This window comes from Dyella subtropica (genome assembly GCF_026283965.1).
GTDB classification, from domain to species: Bacteria; Pseudomonadota; Gammaproteobacteria; order Xanthomonadales; family Rhodanobacteraceae; genus Dyella_D; species Dyella_D subtropica.
The window spans coordinates 25,695-40,960 of the sequence record NZ_JAPDPD010000010.1 but is presented as its reverse complement, the minus strand read 5'-3'; the positions used below and the strand labels follow the sequence as shown (position 1 = coordinate 40,960).

General features: G+C 58.7%; 13 protein-coding genes. 4 read left to right on the top strand and 9 right to left on the bottom strand.

Annotation, left to right across the window (positions count from 1 at the left end; translation table 11 throughout):
* The first annotated feature begins 11 nt into the window (after nt 1-11).
* The 4 genes from OUZ45_RS10280 (at nt 12) to OUZ45_RS10265 (ending at nt 6,368) form a co-directional block, all read left to right on the top strand.
* A complete protein-coding gene (locus OUZ45_RS10280; protein ID WP_266169947.1) occupies nt 12-2,852 on the top strand; it encodes a rhamnan synthesis F family protein in 2,841 nt (946 codons plus the stop codon).
* 163 nt (nt 2,853-3,015) lie between these two features.
* Entirely contained in the window at nt 3,016-3,762 is a 747-nt protein-coding gene (locus OUZ45_RS10275) for an electron transfer flavoprotein subunit beta/FixA family protein (protein ID WP_266169946.1), read from the top strand.
* Nucleotides 3,763-3,783: 21 nt separating this feature from the next.
* Nucleotides 3,784-4,728, top strand: a complete 945-nt coding sequence (locus OUZ45_RS10270; protein WP_266169945.1) for an electron transfer flavoprotein subunit alpha/FixB family protein — start codon at nt 3,784-3,786, stop codon at nt 4,726-4,728.
* Nucleotides 4,729-4,988: 260 nt separating this feature from the next.
* The gene (locus OUZ45_RS10265) at nt 4,989-6,368 is read left to right on the top strand and encodes a hypothetical protein (protein WP_266169944.1); all 1,380 of its coding nucleotides are present in this window, start codon (nt 4,989-4,991) and stop codon (nt 6,366-6,368) included.
* On the opposite strand, the gene OUZ45_RS10260 is transcribed toward OUZ45_RS10265, so the two are convergent.
* The 9 genes from OUZ45_RS10260 to OUZ45_RS10220 all read right to left on the bottom strand — a co-directional run bounded on the left by OUZ45_RS10260 (nt 6,357) and on the right by OUZ45_RS10220 (nt 15,193).
* Complete coding sequence (locus OUZ45_RS10260; protein ID WP_266169942.1) at nt 6,357-6,800, bottom strand: hypothetical protein; 444 nt, start codon at nt 6,798-6,800, stop codon at nt 6,357-6,359. The genes OUZ45_RS10265 and OUZ45_RS10260 overlap by 12 nt on opposite strands.
* Entirely contained in the window at nt 6,797-7,891 is a 1,095-nt protein-coding gene (locus OUZ45_RS10255) for a glycosyltransferase (RefSeq protein ID WP_266169941.1), read from the bottom strand. Before OUZ45_RS10255 ends, OUZ45_RS10260 begins: the two co-directional genes overlap by 4 nt.
* Nucleotides 7,888-8,841 (bottom strand): glycosyltransferase, encoded by a 954-nt coding sequence (locus OUZ45_RS10250; RefSeq protein WP_266169939.1) that lies wholly within the window; start codon nt 8,839-8,841, stop codon nt 7,888-7,890. The genes OUZ45_RS10255 and OUZ45_RS10250 overlap by 4 nt, the downstream gene beginning before the upstream one ends.
* Nucleotides 8,838-9,491: a NeuD/PglB/VioB family sugar acetyltransferase gene (locus OUZ45_RS10245; protein WP_266169938.1), complete on the bottom strand. Its 654-nt coding sequence runs from the start codon at nt 9,489-9,491 to the stop codon at nt 8,838-8,840. Before OUZ45_RS10245 ends, OUZ45_RS10250 begins: the two co-directional genes overlap by 4 nt.
* Nucleotides 9,492-9,503: 12 nt before the next feature.
* Nucleotides 9,504-10,586, bottom strand: a complete 1,083-nt coding sequence (locus OUZ45_RS10240) for a DegT/DnrJ/EryC1/StrS family aminotransferase (protein ID WP_266169937.1) — start codon at nt 10,584-10,586, stop codon at nt 9,504-9,506.
* A gap of 20 nt (nt 10,587-10,606) precedes the next feature.
* Nucleotides 10,607-11,761: a class I SAM-dependent methyltransferase gene (locus OUZ45_RS10235; protein WP_266169936.1), complete on the bottom strand. Its 1,155-nt coding sequence runs from the start codon at nt 11,759-11,761 to the stop codon at nt 10,607-10,609.
* Entirely contained in the window at nt 11,758-13,137 is a 1,380-nt protein-coding gene (locus tag OUZ45_RS10230) for an ABC transporter ATP-binding protein (RefSeq protein ID WP_266169935.1), read from the bottom strand. Before OUZ45_RS10230 ends, OUZ45_RS10235 begins: the two co-directional genes overlap by 4 nt.
* On the bottom strand, nt 13,127-13,876 hold the full coding sequence (locus tag OUZ45_RS10225; protein WP_266169934.1) for an ABC transporter permease: 750 nt from the start codon (nt 13,874-13,876) through the stop codon (nt 13,127-13,129). Before OUZ45_RS10225 ends, OUZ45_RS10230 begins: the two co-directional genes overlap by 11 nt.
* A gap of 153 nt (nt 13,877-14,029) precedes the next feature.
* Nucleotides 14,030-15,193 carry a cystathionine gamma-synthase gene (locus OUZ45_RS10220; protein WP_266169933.1) on the bottom strand — a complete coding sequence of 388 codons (1,164 nt, stop codon included), beginning with the start codon at nt 15,191-15,193 and terminating at the stop codon, nt 14,030-14,032.
* Nucleotides 15,194-15,266: the final 73 nt, after the last annotated feature.

The following is a 15,266-nucleotide window of genomic DNA, read 5'->3' as shown; positions in this document are numbered from 1 at the left end:
AGACCGGACCAATGCCGTCGCTCGCCAAACTTTCAATGTTTCTTCGTGATGCTATTCACCGTCACGGCGGTGGCTTGGCGGGTATTCGGTCCGTCGCCACCCGAAGTCTCAAGGTAGTCCGGGCACTAGGTCTGCGCGGTCTCCTCTGGCGTATTCGCGCGGCGCAGCAACGCAACGCTGCGCTTCCGCCGCCGGATACGATGGCGCTGAACCTTGCCGCCCCGCTCGCCCATGTGGAATTCAGCATCGGTGTGATGGCGCATGTGTTCTACCCCGACCTGCTCGAGGAATTGGCCGGATACCTCACGCGCATTCCTCTCCCTTACACCCTGATGGTGTCGGTGGTCGATGATGCCGCCCGCGCACAAGCCGAGGCCAGCCTCTCTGCTCTGCCTCGGCTGAGTGCACTGCATGTCCGCATTGTGCCCAACCGCGGGCGCGACATCGCTCCGCTATTGGTCACCTTCCGCGAAGAGATCCTCGCGCTCGATCTGATCTGCCATGTCCACACGAAGAAGTCCCTCTATGGTGGCCAGGACCAATTTGGCTGGCGCGGCCATCTGTTCGAATCGCTGCTTGGTTCGCCGGAACGACTGTCATGGATTTTCGGCATGTTCCAGGCCAATCCGCAGTTGGGCATCGTTTATCCGGAGAGCTACGCTAACGTTCCTTTGTGGGGACATACCTGGCTCAGCAACGCCGAATGGGGCCGACGGCTAGCAGAGCAACTCGGCTTCGACATCGACACAGCGGACTATCTAGACTTCCCCGCTGGCTCCATGTTCTGGGCGCGAACCCGCGCGCTCCGCCCCTTGTTTAACCTTGGTCTGCGTATGGATTCGTTCCCTCCGGAACTGGGGCAGATCGACGGCACCTTGCAGCATGCGATCGAGCGCATGCTTTGCCTCGTCACCCGGCATCAGGGGATGTTCGTCGGCATCCTGCCCTCCGATGGCAGGCTGGCGTTAACGCAGGAAAGCGAACGCAATCGCCAACTCTATTTCGATGCACCGTTGCGCCAGAAGATCGACTATTTTGCGACGGACGCGACATGGTTGTCGTTCGACGTCTTTGATACGCTGGTCCTCCGGCCATTCCTCACGGCACATGGTGCGCGTGACTTTCTTTCGCTGCTCGTGCGCAAGCAATTCGGCATCGACGATTTCGGCACGCTGCGCACGCAAGCCGAAGCGAGAGCACGCGCACGGACCGGCAAGGACGTTGACCTGACTCGCATCTATGCAGCGCTGCAGGAAGACAGCTCCCTGCCTGCCGACGTTGTCGACGCAATCAAGGCATTGGAACTTGCTACCGAACGGCGCCTACTCAAACCTCGCCAGGAGTTGATGGGCGCACTCGAATCCTTCGCCGCCGATCGACAACGAAAGATTGTTGGCGTGTCAGACATGTATATCGCCGAGCCTGACCTGCGTGCGCTGCTACCCGCAGCCATCGGCCACGCGCTGAGTCGGCTGTACGTGTCCTGCGACACCGGTTGGCGCAAGGATACCGATGCTGGCTGGCACGCGTTGCTGGCAGCGGAGCACGCCGATCCAAAACGTTGGCTGCACATCGGAGACAACGAACACGCAGACATCATGCGCCCGTTACATGCGGGCATGCTCTTTCCGGTTCACGTCCTCCGCCCTGCGGCCTACCTTGATGTTGTGCCGACACTGCGCAGCCTGCGTCCGTCAGCAGAACAACGTGGCCGCTGGTCGCACGAACTCTGGCTCGGACTGGTCGCTAATCACCTCGCGCAATGGGGCGACCAACAACCACAGTGGTTTACGCAGGCGGTGCGGATCGAGCATCCCGAGACATTCGGCTATGTAGTCCTTGGGCCACTGCTAGCCGACTATCTCACGTGGCTGGCCCGAAACGCGCTGCAACGGGGCTCGAAGAAGATCTTGTTTCTCAGCCGCGAGGGCTACCTTCTGCATCGCCTCTATCAGCGCGTGCAGGAGCGTGTTCCCGCTCTCGCCAGCGTCGAAGGGCGTTATCTGCTCGCATCGCGCCGCGGCGTCAACACGCCCGCCGTGCGCTCCATCGCTGATTTGGCACCCGTCTTTCGCAAGCCATACACGGGCTCCTTTTTTGGCCTTCTAGACTCCCGGCTTGGCCGCGACGTAGCTATGGCCGCGCAGCAAGCCCTAGGCGAGGCCACCCTCGACGACGAGGTGTATTTGCCGGAAATGGCAGACGAGCTAATCCAGCGCTTGCATCCCATGGCATCGACACTGTCAGGTATTGCCCAACGCGAGCGCACCGCATATCTGGCCTATTGGAAAGAACAAGTGAGGGATGGTGACCAGCCCATCGTCGCGGACGTCGGCTACGAGGGTAGCATCCAGGCGCAATTGTCCCGCGTCACTGGTGAGCCGCTGGGCGGCGCCTACTTTGCAGTAACGCGCAAGATCGACGAGGTGCTGACGGATGATCAATGGGCCGTCGCCCGCTTCCACGATGATCGGCGCGAGGCGAAGGAGGCACCGGTGCTGCAGCATCACTTGCTGCTGGAATCGTTACTCACCTCGCCGTCGGGGCAGTTTTCCCATTTCGAGCAGAACGGCACCGAACTCTTTCCACGGTATCGCGACGACAAAGAACATAGCCGTCGCTGGACAGTCATCAGCAAAGTGCAGTTCGGCGCTGAACATTTTGTCACGGACCTGCTGGATGTCGTTGGCGAGCACATGCTCGATCTAGACACATCCGCGCTTGCCGTGCAGGTGCCTCTGCATTGCGCAGGCACCGGGCGCTGGCAGCTCGGAGCGTGGAGCGAAGAGCTCACGGTGGACGACGGATATACCGGGCGTGGGCAGGTCATGACACGTCCTGACTCCCCCTGAGCACCGCGGCCTGGTATCACCTCGTGGCGAGACTCGATCATGCATCGAGTCAGGCCGCGTACGGCACCATTCGCTCCCGCATGGTACCCCCAATCTGGTTAGAATGCCCGTTCAAACAAACGTTCAAGCGCCCCGTGGGCGCCGGCAACTCAAGGAACCGCTGATGAAAATTTTGGTCGGCTACAAGCGTGTCGTGGACTACAACGTCCGCATCCAGGTGAAGCCCGATGGTACGGGCGTGGTGACGGATGGCGTTAAGCTCTCCGCCAATCCGTTCGATGACATCGCGCTCGAAGAAGCGCTGCGCCTTCGAGAGAAGGGCGTCGCCGAGGAAGTCGTGGTCGTGGGCATCGGCCCGGCCGACTTGACGGCTCACCTGCGCAATGGCTTGGCCATGGGCGCCAATCGCGCCATCCACGTGACGACCACTGATACCGTGCAACCACTCACCGCCGCCCGCGTGTTCCAGAAGCTGATCGAGAAGGAACAGCCGGGCCTGGTCATCCTCGGCAAGCAGGCCATCGACGACGACGCCAACCAGACCGGCCAGATGTTAGCCGCCTTGTGGGATCGCCCGCAGGCCACGTTCGCCAGCAAGGTCGAGATCGCCGACGGCAAGGTTACGGTCACCCGTGAAGTGGACGCCGGCCTGGAAGTAATCGAAGCAGAGCTGCCCGCAGTGATCACCACCGACCTGCGCCTCAACGAGCCGCGCTTCATCAAGCTGCCGGACATCATGAAGGCGAAATCCAAGCCGATTGATACGATTGAGTTCGCTTCGCTCGGCCTCGAGGACAACGCTCATCTCAAGACCACGCACTACGCCGCGCCAGCCAAGCGCAGCAAGGGCGTGATGGTGAAGGATGCGGCCGAACTGGTCGCAGCGCTGAAGCAGAAGGGTCTGCTCTAAGCAGCCTACGGGAGACAAGACATGAGCAAGATTCTCGTCGTTGCCGAACACCTGGGCGGCAAACTCAACTCCTCCACTGCGCGCGCCGTGAGCGCGGCCGCGGCCATCAAGCCAGAAGCAATTGACGTACTGGTGCTGTGTGATAGCGCCGATGCTATTGCCGCCGAGGCCGCCAAGATCGAAGGCGTCAGCCGCGTACTCACCATCACACGCGCGGAAAACATGCATCCACTGGCTGCCGTGCTGGCCCCGCAAATCGCCAAGGTCGCCGCTGGCTACAGCTACGTGTTCGCACCCTCTACTACCTTCGGCAAGGACGTGCTGCCGCGTGTCGCCGCCCTGCTCGGCGTGGGCCAGGTCAGTGACGTGATGAGCGTGGAAGGCAGCCACACATTCAAGCGCCCAATCTACGCAGGCAATGCCATCATTACGGTAGAGGCTGACGCTGGTTCCACCGTGGTGGCCACCATCCGCACGGCATCGTGGCCGGCGGCGGCCAACAGTGCCAGCAGCGCCCCTGTCGAGGCCATCACCGTCGACGCCGCGCTGCCCTCGCACACCCGTTTCGTCGAACTGCTGCAGGGCAAGAGCGATCGCCCTGACCTGCAGAGCGCCAGCAAGGTGGTGTCCGGCGGCCGCGGTGTCGGCTCCAAGGAAAACTTCGAGATCATCTACAAATTCGCGGACAAGATCGGCGCCGCCGTGGGTGCCTCGCGCGCGGCCGTCGACGCCGGCTATGTGCCCAGCGACATGCAGGTCGGGCAGACCGGCAAGATCATCGCACCGGAGCTGTACATGGCCATCGGCATCTCCGGCGCCATCCAGCACCTCACCGGCATCAAGGACGCCGGCACCATCGTGGCCATCAACAAGGATGGTGAGGCGCCGATTTTCGAAGTGGCCGACATCGGCCTGGTCGGCGATTTGTTCAAGCTGATTCCGGAATTGGAAGCGGCCATCGACTGATTGGCTTGCATTGCGGCACGGCCTTCGTTGCCGTGCCGCCACTGCGGCCAAGGGATACCCTCCGTCATCAACCTCACCGCCGTTCTCCAGATCATTGCGGTCAGCGTGTTGCTGTCTCGATGGCTACTGCCGCTCACCGGCATAGAATGGCATCGTGAGACCCTCGCCCACATCGCGGGTGTGCTCGTTCCAGTGGTCACCAGCTATTTCGAGCACAAACACCTTTCTTTCCGTTCAACGAATGGCACGGGGATAGCGCCATGACCAGATATGCCCGAATCGGCGGTCGCCTGACCGCTCTGGCTGCAGTGATGACATGCATCATCGCCGCTCTTGCGCACGCAGCATACGTTCACCTGTACGGCGTCGAGGTTCCCTACTGGGATCAGTGGGGTGCCGAAGGGCTCTACCTGCTGAAGCCTTGGGCCGAGGGGCAACTGACATGGCAGCATCTCGTTGCCCCTTGGAACGAACACCGGATTATGTTCACGCGCGTCATCTCAATCGCGCTCTACGAAGCCTCCGGGAAGACCTGGTCCGTACTGCGAACAGAATATTTCAACACCTTCCTCTATGCGCTCATTCCGAGCTTGATGATGATGTACGTTGGACGATCTGACGCCACACGCAAAGAGAAGGCGCTGATGGCTCTTGCCATCGTTACGATTGCCGTACTGCCTTACGGCTGGGAAAACACACTAGGGGCCTTTCAGAACCAGTTTTATCTAATGATCCTCGGTACACTGGCTGGGGTCGGACTTGCCGCATTTGGTCGCCCAAGCATCGCCAATCTCGTCGTAATGGTTGGCATCGCTGCGACAAGCATACTAACCATGGGGCCCGGCATCGTCGCCGGACCGGCAATCGGCCTCGTGCTGGTGAGCCGCGCATGGCTCAGTCGCATACCGTGGACGCGCGCGCTGGTCACAAGTGCGGCCCTGCTGGTGGTGACGTCCTTCGGCTATTTGCTGACGCCACAACTGCCCAACCAGGCCGCACTACATGCTCAGGATTTCCGCGAGCTGATACATGCATTGCTGATTACTGCGGGGTGGCCGGCGTCGTCCCCACGAGCGGGAGCTGTATTAATCTGGCTACCTGCCCTCGTCGGCGCGTGGATGATTTTTCGTCGACGCTGGGACGGCACGCTGGACGTGCTGATGCTGGGCCTCGCGGCATGGACGGCGGTTCAGATCGTCGAGATCGCCGTCTCGCGAGGGCATGGCATGGCGGTGGTTACCCCCCGATACACTGACATCCTTGTCATGGGGCTGCTTGCCAACCTATGGTTCGGCATCCGCGTGGCAGGTTGGACCAACGCGCATCCGATCACCGCACTTGTCCGACGCATCCCAGTGCTATTGCTGGTCCTTGTCATGACACAAGGATTTCTGTCTTCGGCACCGGTCGATTCCGCCAATATGGCGGAGCGTCGCGACCAGTCACTGATGCAGCAAACCCACGTTCAAGCGTACCTCCAGACAGGCATTCCGGCAGAACTGGACCAACCAGTTCCGGCGATTCCGCTCCCTGATCCAGCCGCCCTGCGCGCCACTCTCGGCGATCCAACGATACGAGGCATGCTCATAACGACGCCGACGAGCGCGCAGCCTATGGGTACGAAAATCTCAGCGCACTGAAAGGACGAACGACGTGGCACATGTATAAGTGTGCCCGTCCACGAACTGAACCACCGAGGCCACGTACCGGCCACTTACAATGCGGGTCAGGTCGATGCTCTGCTCGAACGCGCCGACATGGGTGTCGCCAACGTGAAGGGCAACCGCCACATCCGGCCTTTCCCCGGAAAGCAGCAAGGGGCGCTGATAAACGAGTCCATCCCCCCGTTCGAAACGCACAGCTACAGCGGGGGCGGGCCCACCAAGCGCAGGGAGAAACGCCCATCCCTTCAGAGGCAAAGGCTGGCCCGTGTCGAAGCTCGCAGGGGGAACGCTCTCGATATAGCACACCTTGCCGACATCAACTGCTGGGGGAATGGCGGCAGGTGAGCAGCCGGCCATCAGGCATGAGGCAGCGAACGTAATAACCATCAAACCGGACGAGTAGTTCATGATCTACTCGGAACGAAAGCGCGCCAGGCCAGACCGGCAGCTCGCCGCAACGCCTGCTTTCGCCCTTCGGGCTGGAGTGCAGGCGGGCGCGGCATGAGTGCTTCGTGTTCCGACATGCGCGCCTGGAACCAACGATCATCGATATTGTAATCGCTCGCCAGAATCGCTCGCAGCGAATCGTCGTCTAAGAGCTCCCGAAGCTTCGATAGCCCAGTCATTCGATAAGGTGCACCGAGCCACTGATTGGGCCGCATGAGCTGTAGTACTCCTTCGATCCTTAGATGAGCCTCCGAGGGAATGGAAGGAACGTGAAGCACATCGGAGAACCCCTCGATCAACTGCTCTCGCGTCGCAGCATCGAAGAACCGCTCGGCCAACAGGAAATGCTCATTGATCGTGCGTCGCGCATTCGGACCAATGTCGGAGCTAGCGTTCTCACCGGGAAGAATCCGAAAGTCGATCAGATCCTTTTCCACAATATGGATGGGATATCGCTTGATCAAACGAATCCACATCTCGAAGTCCGGCAACTGACGCAGTCGGTTGCTGTACAAGCCGACTTCATCGTAACAACGCCGTCGAATCAACATGGTCGGGTGACAGATGCAGTTACCGAGGTCGAAAAACCGACGTAGCCATTCGCCTTGATTGCGGTTCGCCTGGTCGAAAATCGTACCGAACGGCAACCCCGACTTGGCTATCGGGAACGCGTCGCGATCGATAAAACGCGCACGACCAAAGGTCGCGCCGAGCCCGGGGCGACTATCCATGAGACGCACCTGCTCGGCCAGCTTCCCCGGGAGCCACATATCATCAGAATTCAATAGCGCGACAAATTCACCGCGTGAAGCCTGAACGAGCTCGTTGGTGACGACGCACGCACCTCGATTCACGGTATTAGGAAAGAAGCGAATGCGTTCGTCACTGACTGAGGCGACTACTTCTCGAGTGGCATCGCGTGATCCATCGTCCGAGATCAGAAACTCGAAGTCGACACCTTCCTGTGCAAGCACGCTATCGATAGCTGCCCTCACGAATTTCTCGTGATTGTAGGTCGGCATGATCACCGATACGCGTGGCAACATGGTCATGACGCGCTCCGCGTGATGATCTTATACAGAGCGCGACGGAATGCGACTGGCACGATCCAACGTGCTAGCGGCAACACGAAAGGAGGGAACCACTCGCGAATACGCGTCCGCTCCTCGCTTGCACCCAGTACACCGGGAGCAGCGTGGCCGATCTCACCACTCTCAATGACATGATCCAGCCGATGCTTAAGCGCAGAAAACTCAGGAGTGAACATGTTGCCCGTGAGATCGTCATACTGCGGGAGCAGATCGCGCTGTACCTTCAGCTTTTCGATGGTAGTCAAGACACTCCAGACACCGTCGCCGTGAATGCGGTATACCGACATGGGCTCATGCAAGAACGCAATGAGGGACTGCCTGGCAATCAAAATATTGATAATCCAGTCATACGATTTGTAATCGTACACCTCGACCGGGATCGCTCGAAGCGCACTCAGTCGATACATACAGGTGGAAAAGTTGCCCACCACATTGTCAGCGATAAGTTCGCGAGCTCCCAACAACATGTGGCCGGTCCCGGGCGCCCATCGCGGCGTGAACTGTGCCCGGTTCTCTTCGAACACATAGTAATTGACGGAGCAAAGATCGCATTCGAGCCGGACATCGAGAAAGTCGCGCTGCTTTGCCAGCTTGTGCGGCGCCACCCAATAATCGTCTCCCTCCAGAACGGCCACGTAATCACCATCGCACGCAGCGAATGCGCGTTTATAGTTCCGCGTGACTCCCAAATTGCAATCCGCCTCCAGAAAGCGGAAGTCCAGATGGGGATGCTCCGCCGCGAACGCTCGAACGATATCTAGCGTTCCGTCCGTAGAGCAGTCGTCCGCCACAACAACCGTAACTGGCTCATCAACGATCTGGCTCGCCACACCATCGAGCGCGCGCCTAACGTACTTCTCGTGGTTGTACGTAATCAGAAGGATGTTGATCCGGGATACACGACTGCTCATTTTTTCTCCAAAACTCTGGCGGGATTACCTACCACCGTGGTAAACGGTGCAACATCCTTCGTCACTACGGCTCCCATACCCACCACCGCACCTTCACCGATCACCAATGGCTTGGCCTTGCTTCCTTGGCGAAGGATAGCCCCCGTACCGATATAGGCATGATCCCCAATAGTGACGTTTCCATTGCATTTCACGCTCGGTGCAAAAGTGACGAAGTCCCCCACAATGCAGTCGTGAGCGACATAAGCGTAGATGTTCGAATGAAAGAAACGCCCGATTCGTGCATTGGATGTGATAATGGTCTTTGACGACAGGATCGCCCCCACACCGATCTCGTTGGCGTCAAGGATCTCGGCCGAAGCCGCAATAATGGAGAATGCAAGAATTCCTTGCGATTCACAGGCAGCGGCGATACGCGCGCGTACCTTCGAGTCGCCGATTGCGATATTGAAACGCCTCTCACCCGGGGCAGCGAAAAACTCCTCGCTACTCAGAACTGGATAGCCATTGACCTCACGCTCGGTAACATCACCTTCGACGACAAACACCACGCGATCATCCGGGGCCGGCGACGCAGCAATCATGTCGCGAACGAGCGGGATAACCTCCCGACCGTAGCCGCCCGCACCGAAAACTCCGTAAGTGGTCATGGATGCTCCTGATCAGTAACGAATGTAGCGCTTAATGAGGCGACAGATCATGTCAACCTCTTCCTCGGATAGCGTGTGATAGAGGGGAAGACACATGACCCGCCGCGAGAGATCCTCGGCCACGGGACAGGATTCGGTGGACACGTAGGGCAGTGTCGACAGCGACGGAAAGAAGTAACGGCGCGGAAAAATATTGTGCAGCTGGAGGCCGTCGATGATCTTCAACAACAATGCTTCGTCTTCGACCGCCACAGCGTAGTAGGCATGATTGAAGTCTGTACCCTGCCGCGATACCGGCCGCTGGATGGGAAGTCCGGCAAGATTACGGTCATAGCGTTCCGACAAAGACTTTCTTACCCGCAGAATATCGTCGAGATATTTCAGATTGCACAAACCCATGGCCGCATGGACTTCGGAATTCTTGCCGTTGATGCCGACCTCCTGAAAGGCCGTAGGGCTGATATGACCGAAGTTACGCATTTCCGCCATGCGCTTTAACACGGCGGGATCGCGAGCAATCACCGCTCCGCCCTCGATCGTGTGGAATAGCTTCGTCGCGTGGAAGCTCGAAGTTGCGACGTCTCCATAGCTAAACAGGCTGCGATTCTTGTAGCGGGTCCCGAAGGCGTGAGCGGCGTCATAAATAACGCGAAGGCCATGCTTCGCTGCGATCGCTTCTATGGCGTCCACATCGCACGGATTTCCGTAGACATGAGTCGCCAGAATCGCTGATGTGTGTGGCGTGATCTTCGCCTCGATCTTCTCGGGATCGATGTTGAAATCCAAAGGTGAAATATCTGCCATTACAGGCACACACCCCTCCCAGCACACCGCCGAAGACGTGGCGACGTAACTGAAGGGCGTGGTGATGACTTCACCTGTTATGTTCAATGCCTTCAATGCCAGCTGGATCGCAATGGTGCCGTTACTGACGAACAGAAGGTGGTCCAGATCGAGGCGCTCCTTGAGCGCAACTTCAAGTTCGTTGACCAGCGGCCCGTTATTTGTGAGCCACTCCCGCTCCCAGACGCCCTGGAGATAGGTGTGGTACTCCGCCAGTGGCGGAAGAAATGGCTTGGTAACATTGATATTCATCGGCGATTCCGTAAATGCACTCAGACAACACTGGAGGATTTGAAAAAGCGGAATAGTATGCGTCCGGGAAGCGAGGCGCGCAGTCTCGCCATGTACTCTTCATGGCGGCGCAGCGTAGCCGCGAGCTCGGTGACGTGTCCGGCCCGCTCTTCGGACTCGGTCGAGACCCGTTCCAACTCCTGCCTTACACGCCCCAGTTCGGCGTGTACACCATGTAACTCGGCGACGGTATCGGTAATTGATTGAGTCTCCACCCGGAGGCGAACGTTCTCAGCCTCAAGACGAGCGCTCTCGGCCTGGAGGCCCGCGATCTCCGCCTGAACGCTCGCGCGCTCTGCCTGAAGGCTCGCGTTCTCTGCCAGAACGCGAGCGTTATCTACCCCCAGCCGCAGGATCTCTGCCTGATTAGCGCGGTGGCTGGCCTCCAGATCGAGTAGCAATCGTCCGCGCTCATCTGATTCAGCGCTAATTGCCGAAATCCGCGTATTCGCGATCTCACGGGCAAGCGTAAGTTCTGATTCGGATACAGCGAGCCGGATGCGCAGATTCTCAAGCTGTTCGCCTTGCGCCGCGAGCAAATCAGATACGCCGCGACCAAAGTTGCCCCGTGAGGCGGCAACCGTCATATCCGATTCGGCGCGGAGCGGAATACGCGCTTCAACGATAATCTCATTATTGAGTGGTCGTGTTTCGAGACCCACAAGTATAGGATCGTCGCTCTTTTGCCATTCGACGAAGCGAACATCGCCAAAACCCGCTGCGCGAAAAATACGTAGCATTTCAGGGCGATCGTAAATGAAACAATGACCCCAGTACCGCATGCCTTGGTTGATCATGCGCGCCGGCGTGCCTGGCTGCCACAGTTCGCCCCACCCTTCGGTCAGGGCGCCGACGTAGTTATCGACGAGCCATGCGAGGTCGGGCGTAGTGATACGAAGCACACCATCGGGGCGCAGCACACGCCTGCACTCCTGAAGAAGACGCAGCGCCTCATCATATTCAATGTGCTCGATCACGTGCTCGGAAAAGATATGACTCACCGAGGCCGAATCGAAGGGCAACGGCCCGCGCAGATCCAACCGTAGATCCGCTTCGGGCGCCTCAAGATCGATATTCAGCCAGCCGGCGAGCGATACCGCCCCTGATCCGAGGTGCAGTTTCAATGCATCGTTCACGCAACACCCAGTTGTTCGACGGTCAGCTCATTCCTCCAGTGCACGGCGGCATAGATGGGCAATGAGCGGCCACGCCCCACCTGGAACTGCAGGGCATAGGGGACGAAATCGCAAACGTCGACCGCCCCAACAGCAAGATCTTTCGGAATAGAGGCCATGCACGCGAAGTTGTACTGTCCTTCGCGCAAACTCGCTTCAAATGTCCAGTTGATTACATAGCGCTGCCCGGCACGTAGGTCGCGCAGCTGGTTATTGTTCTCCTGACCGGTATCGGAATAGACGAGCTCGACGCCCTTCATGTCACGAATGTGGTAGGCGACGCCGATCTCCGGAAGATCCTGCTGTACTTCAAGAATCATCCGGAGCGTCACACGCTGCTTGAACTCGATCGACTGGATGTCCCGCCCCCACTCGTCGACAAGACGTACATTCAGAAACCTGATGCGCTGATTGTAGATGCGCTGATAGTCCGCCCGTGCATTGAATGTGGTGACATCACCAATTACGTCCTTATCCGGACTGACTGCGTGATTAATCGCCAGGCTGCTCGATGGACTTGACTGCCCTGGAGAAGCATTGACAAGTTTTGCGTAATACTGTTCGACAACCTCATTGGTATCTCCCATCGCCACGATTGAGCCGCTTTCCAGAAGGATCGCCTTGTCGCATAGCGATTTGACCGAGTGCGTATCGTGACTCACGAAAAGTATCGTCGTACCTTTCTTGATCAGCGATCGCATAAGCGCGGCGCACTTCGACTGGAAGAACGCATCACCTACGGAAAGTGCTTCGTCGACTATGAGGATCTCAGGGTCGACATGGGCCACGACGGCGAAGGCCAGACGCACATACATGCCACTGGAGTACGTCTTGACCGGCTGTTCTATGAAGGCACCGATATCGGCAAAAGCGAGAATGTCCGATAGGCGCGCGTCGATCTCTTCTCGAGTCAGGCCAAGCACTGCCCCATTGAGGTAAACGTTTTCCCGTCCAGTGAACTCTGGATTAAAGCCCGAACCCAGCTCTAGTAGGGCCGCTACGCGCCCGTGCGTCTCGACATCACCTTGGGTTGGCGTCAACGTGCCGCAGATGATCTGCAACAGGGTGGACTTGCCAGAACCGTTACGGCCAATGATACCGACGGTCTCGCCACGCCCCACCTCGAACGTTACATCTCGAGTGGCCCAGAACTCCTCGTAATATCGAGCCGAGGGCATCCGCAGCAGGCGGCGCAGTCGCGGAAGCACAAACTGCTTCAAGCGATCGCGCGGAGTTGCATAGATGTGATAGCACTTGCTGAGACCGCGAATGCGAATGGCGACCTCGGCTTGCGGCACGGCACCGATGCCATCAGTGGCTGTGATATCAGAGCACATCGGCGAATCCCGGACGCGTCTTCTGGAACCAGACATAACCGATCCACGCCATCGAGGAGGAGGCGGCAAGGTAGATGAACAGCCCTCCGAAATTCGGTAGCGCGCCCCAAATCACTACCTGCCGGGCCTGTTCGATGATGAAAGTTATTGGATTGGCCAACAACCAGGGACGGAATTGTTCCGGCACCGCCGTTATCGGATACACCACCGGCGCCATGAACATCATCACCATCGTCACGATGCCCACGGTCTGCGAAACGTCGCGCAGAAACACGCCCAGAGAGGCGAGGATCCACGAAATACCGGTGATCAACACAAGGAAAGGAAAGAGGACCACCGGAAGCCACAGCACCGTCCAATTGACGAAACCGGAGATCAGAAAAAATGCTGCGAGAAGAACCCCGAGACTGATTGCCGCATGGAACAGCGCCGCTCCGATTGAAATGATCGGCAGCAATTCAACAGGAAAAACAACCTTCTTGACGTAATTCTGGTTAGCCAATACCAGAGAAGGGGAGCGGTTGATCACTTCGGCGAACAGCCCGTGGATGATCAGGCCAACAAAAAGTATAAGAGCGAACTGCGCCCTGCTTTCGCTTCCTGTAGCGCCCCAACGCGCCTTAAACACCACGGAGAACACGAACGTGTACACGGCGAGCAAAAGGATTGGATGGAACAGAGACCAACCCAGGCCGATGGCGGAGCCCTTGTAGCGCCCCACGACCTCGCGGGTCGTCATTTGAAGTAACAATTGCCGATGGGTCCATAGGCTACGGACTATGGAAGCAGGCGATGTCGGTTGTGCAGCATGTGGATTCATTCGTATCTCAGTATCGAGCGGTGGTCTTCCCGTGACCGCCACATTTGGGCCCCTGTGCGCTTAGTCATCGACTCAGACGGACAATGCCTGTTCGAGATCAGCGATTAGGTCCTCGGCATCCTCGACGCCGACGCTAAGTCGCACCAAGTCACCCGTGATGCCGAGAGCCTGCCGCCGTGCCTCTGGAATGGAGGCATGCGTCATCAATGCGGGGTGGTTGACCAGGCTCTCGACCCCACCAAGCGACTCGGCAAGAGTGAAGAGACGTGTCCGCTCACAGACGCGTTTGGCTGCGGCCTCGCCACCTTTCACACGGATGGAAATCAGTCCGCCGAAATCATCCATCTGCCTTGCTGCAAGGGCATGCTGAGGATGACTGGTGAGACCAGGATAGATGACCTCACTAACCGCCCCGTGCCCGGCCAACCAAGCCGCAATCCGCATCGCGTTGTCGCAATGTGCCCTCATCCGCAAAGCCAGAGTCTTAAGCCCTCGGAGCGCTAAAAAGCTATCGAAAGGACCCTGAATCGCGCCTGCCGAGTTCTGCAGAAATGCCAACCGATCCGCTAGAGGCGCATCAGCCGCAACTGCGACGCCCCCTACCATATCGGAGTGGCCGTTGAGGTACTTGGTGGCCGAATGCAGCACGATATCGGCCCCGTGTTCAATGGGCCGCTGCAACATGGGCGATGCGAAGGTATTGTCCACTACCAATAGCAGACCGTGCTGCTTGGCGAACGCCGCAACCGCGTCGATATCGACCAGCTTCAGCGTCGGGTTGGTGGGCGTTTCCACCCAGATCATCTGGGTTGCTGGGGTCAGGGCGGCTGCGAGCGCCCCAGCGTCGTTCAGGTCGACGTAAGACACTGATAAGGCCGCAGTCCGCGTGCGCACACGCTCGAACAGACGATAGGTACCACCATAGAGATCGTCCATGGCGATAACGTGGGAGCCGCTGTCCAGCAGCTCCAGTACCGTCGCGGTGGCCGCCATACCGGAGGCGAAGGCAAATCCGGCGTGTCCACCCTCCAGGGCGGCCACGCACCGTTCATAGGCAAAACGAGTCGGGTTCTGTGTACGTGAATACTCGAACCCGGTGTGTACGCCTGGGCTTTCCTGAGCATAGGTCGAGGTAGCGTAGATGGGTACCATCACTGCGCCGGTGGTCGGATCGGGAGATTGACCGGCATGGATAACCCGGGTCGCCAGCTTCTGCCCGGTCTCAGTAATTGCCATGTATCTTCACCACTATCAAGGACAATTGGGCGGCCGGCGCCATGGGGGGAGCGGACCGCGAGCTAACGGGAGA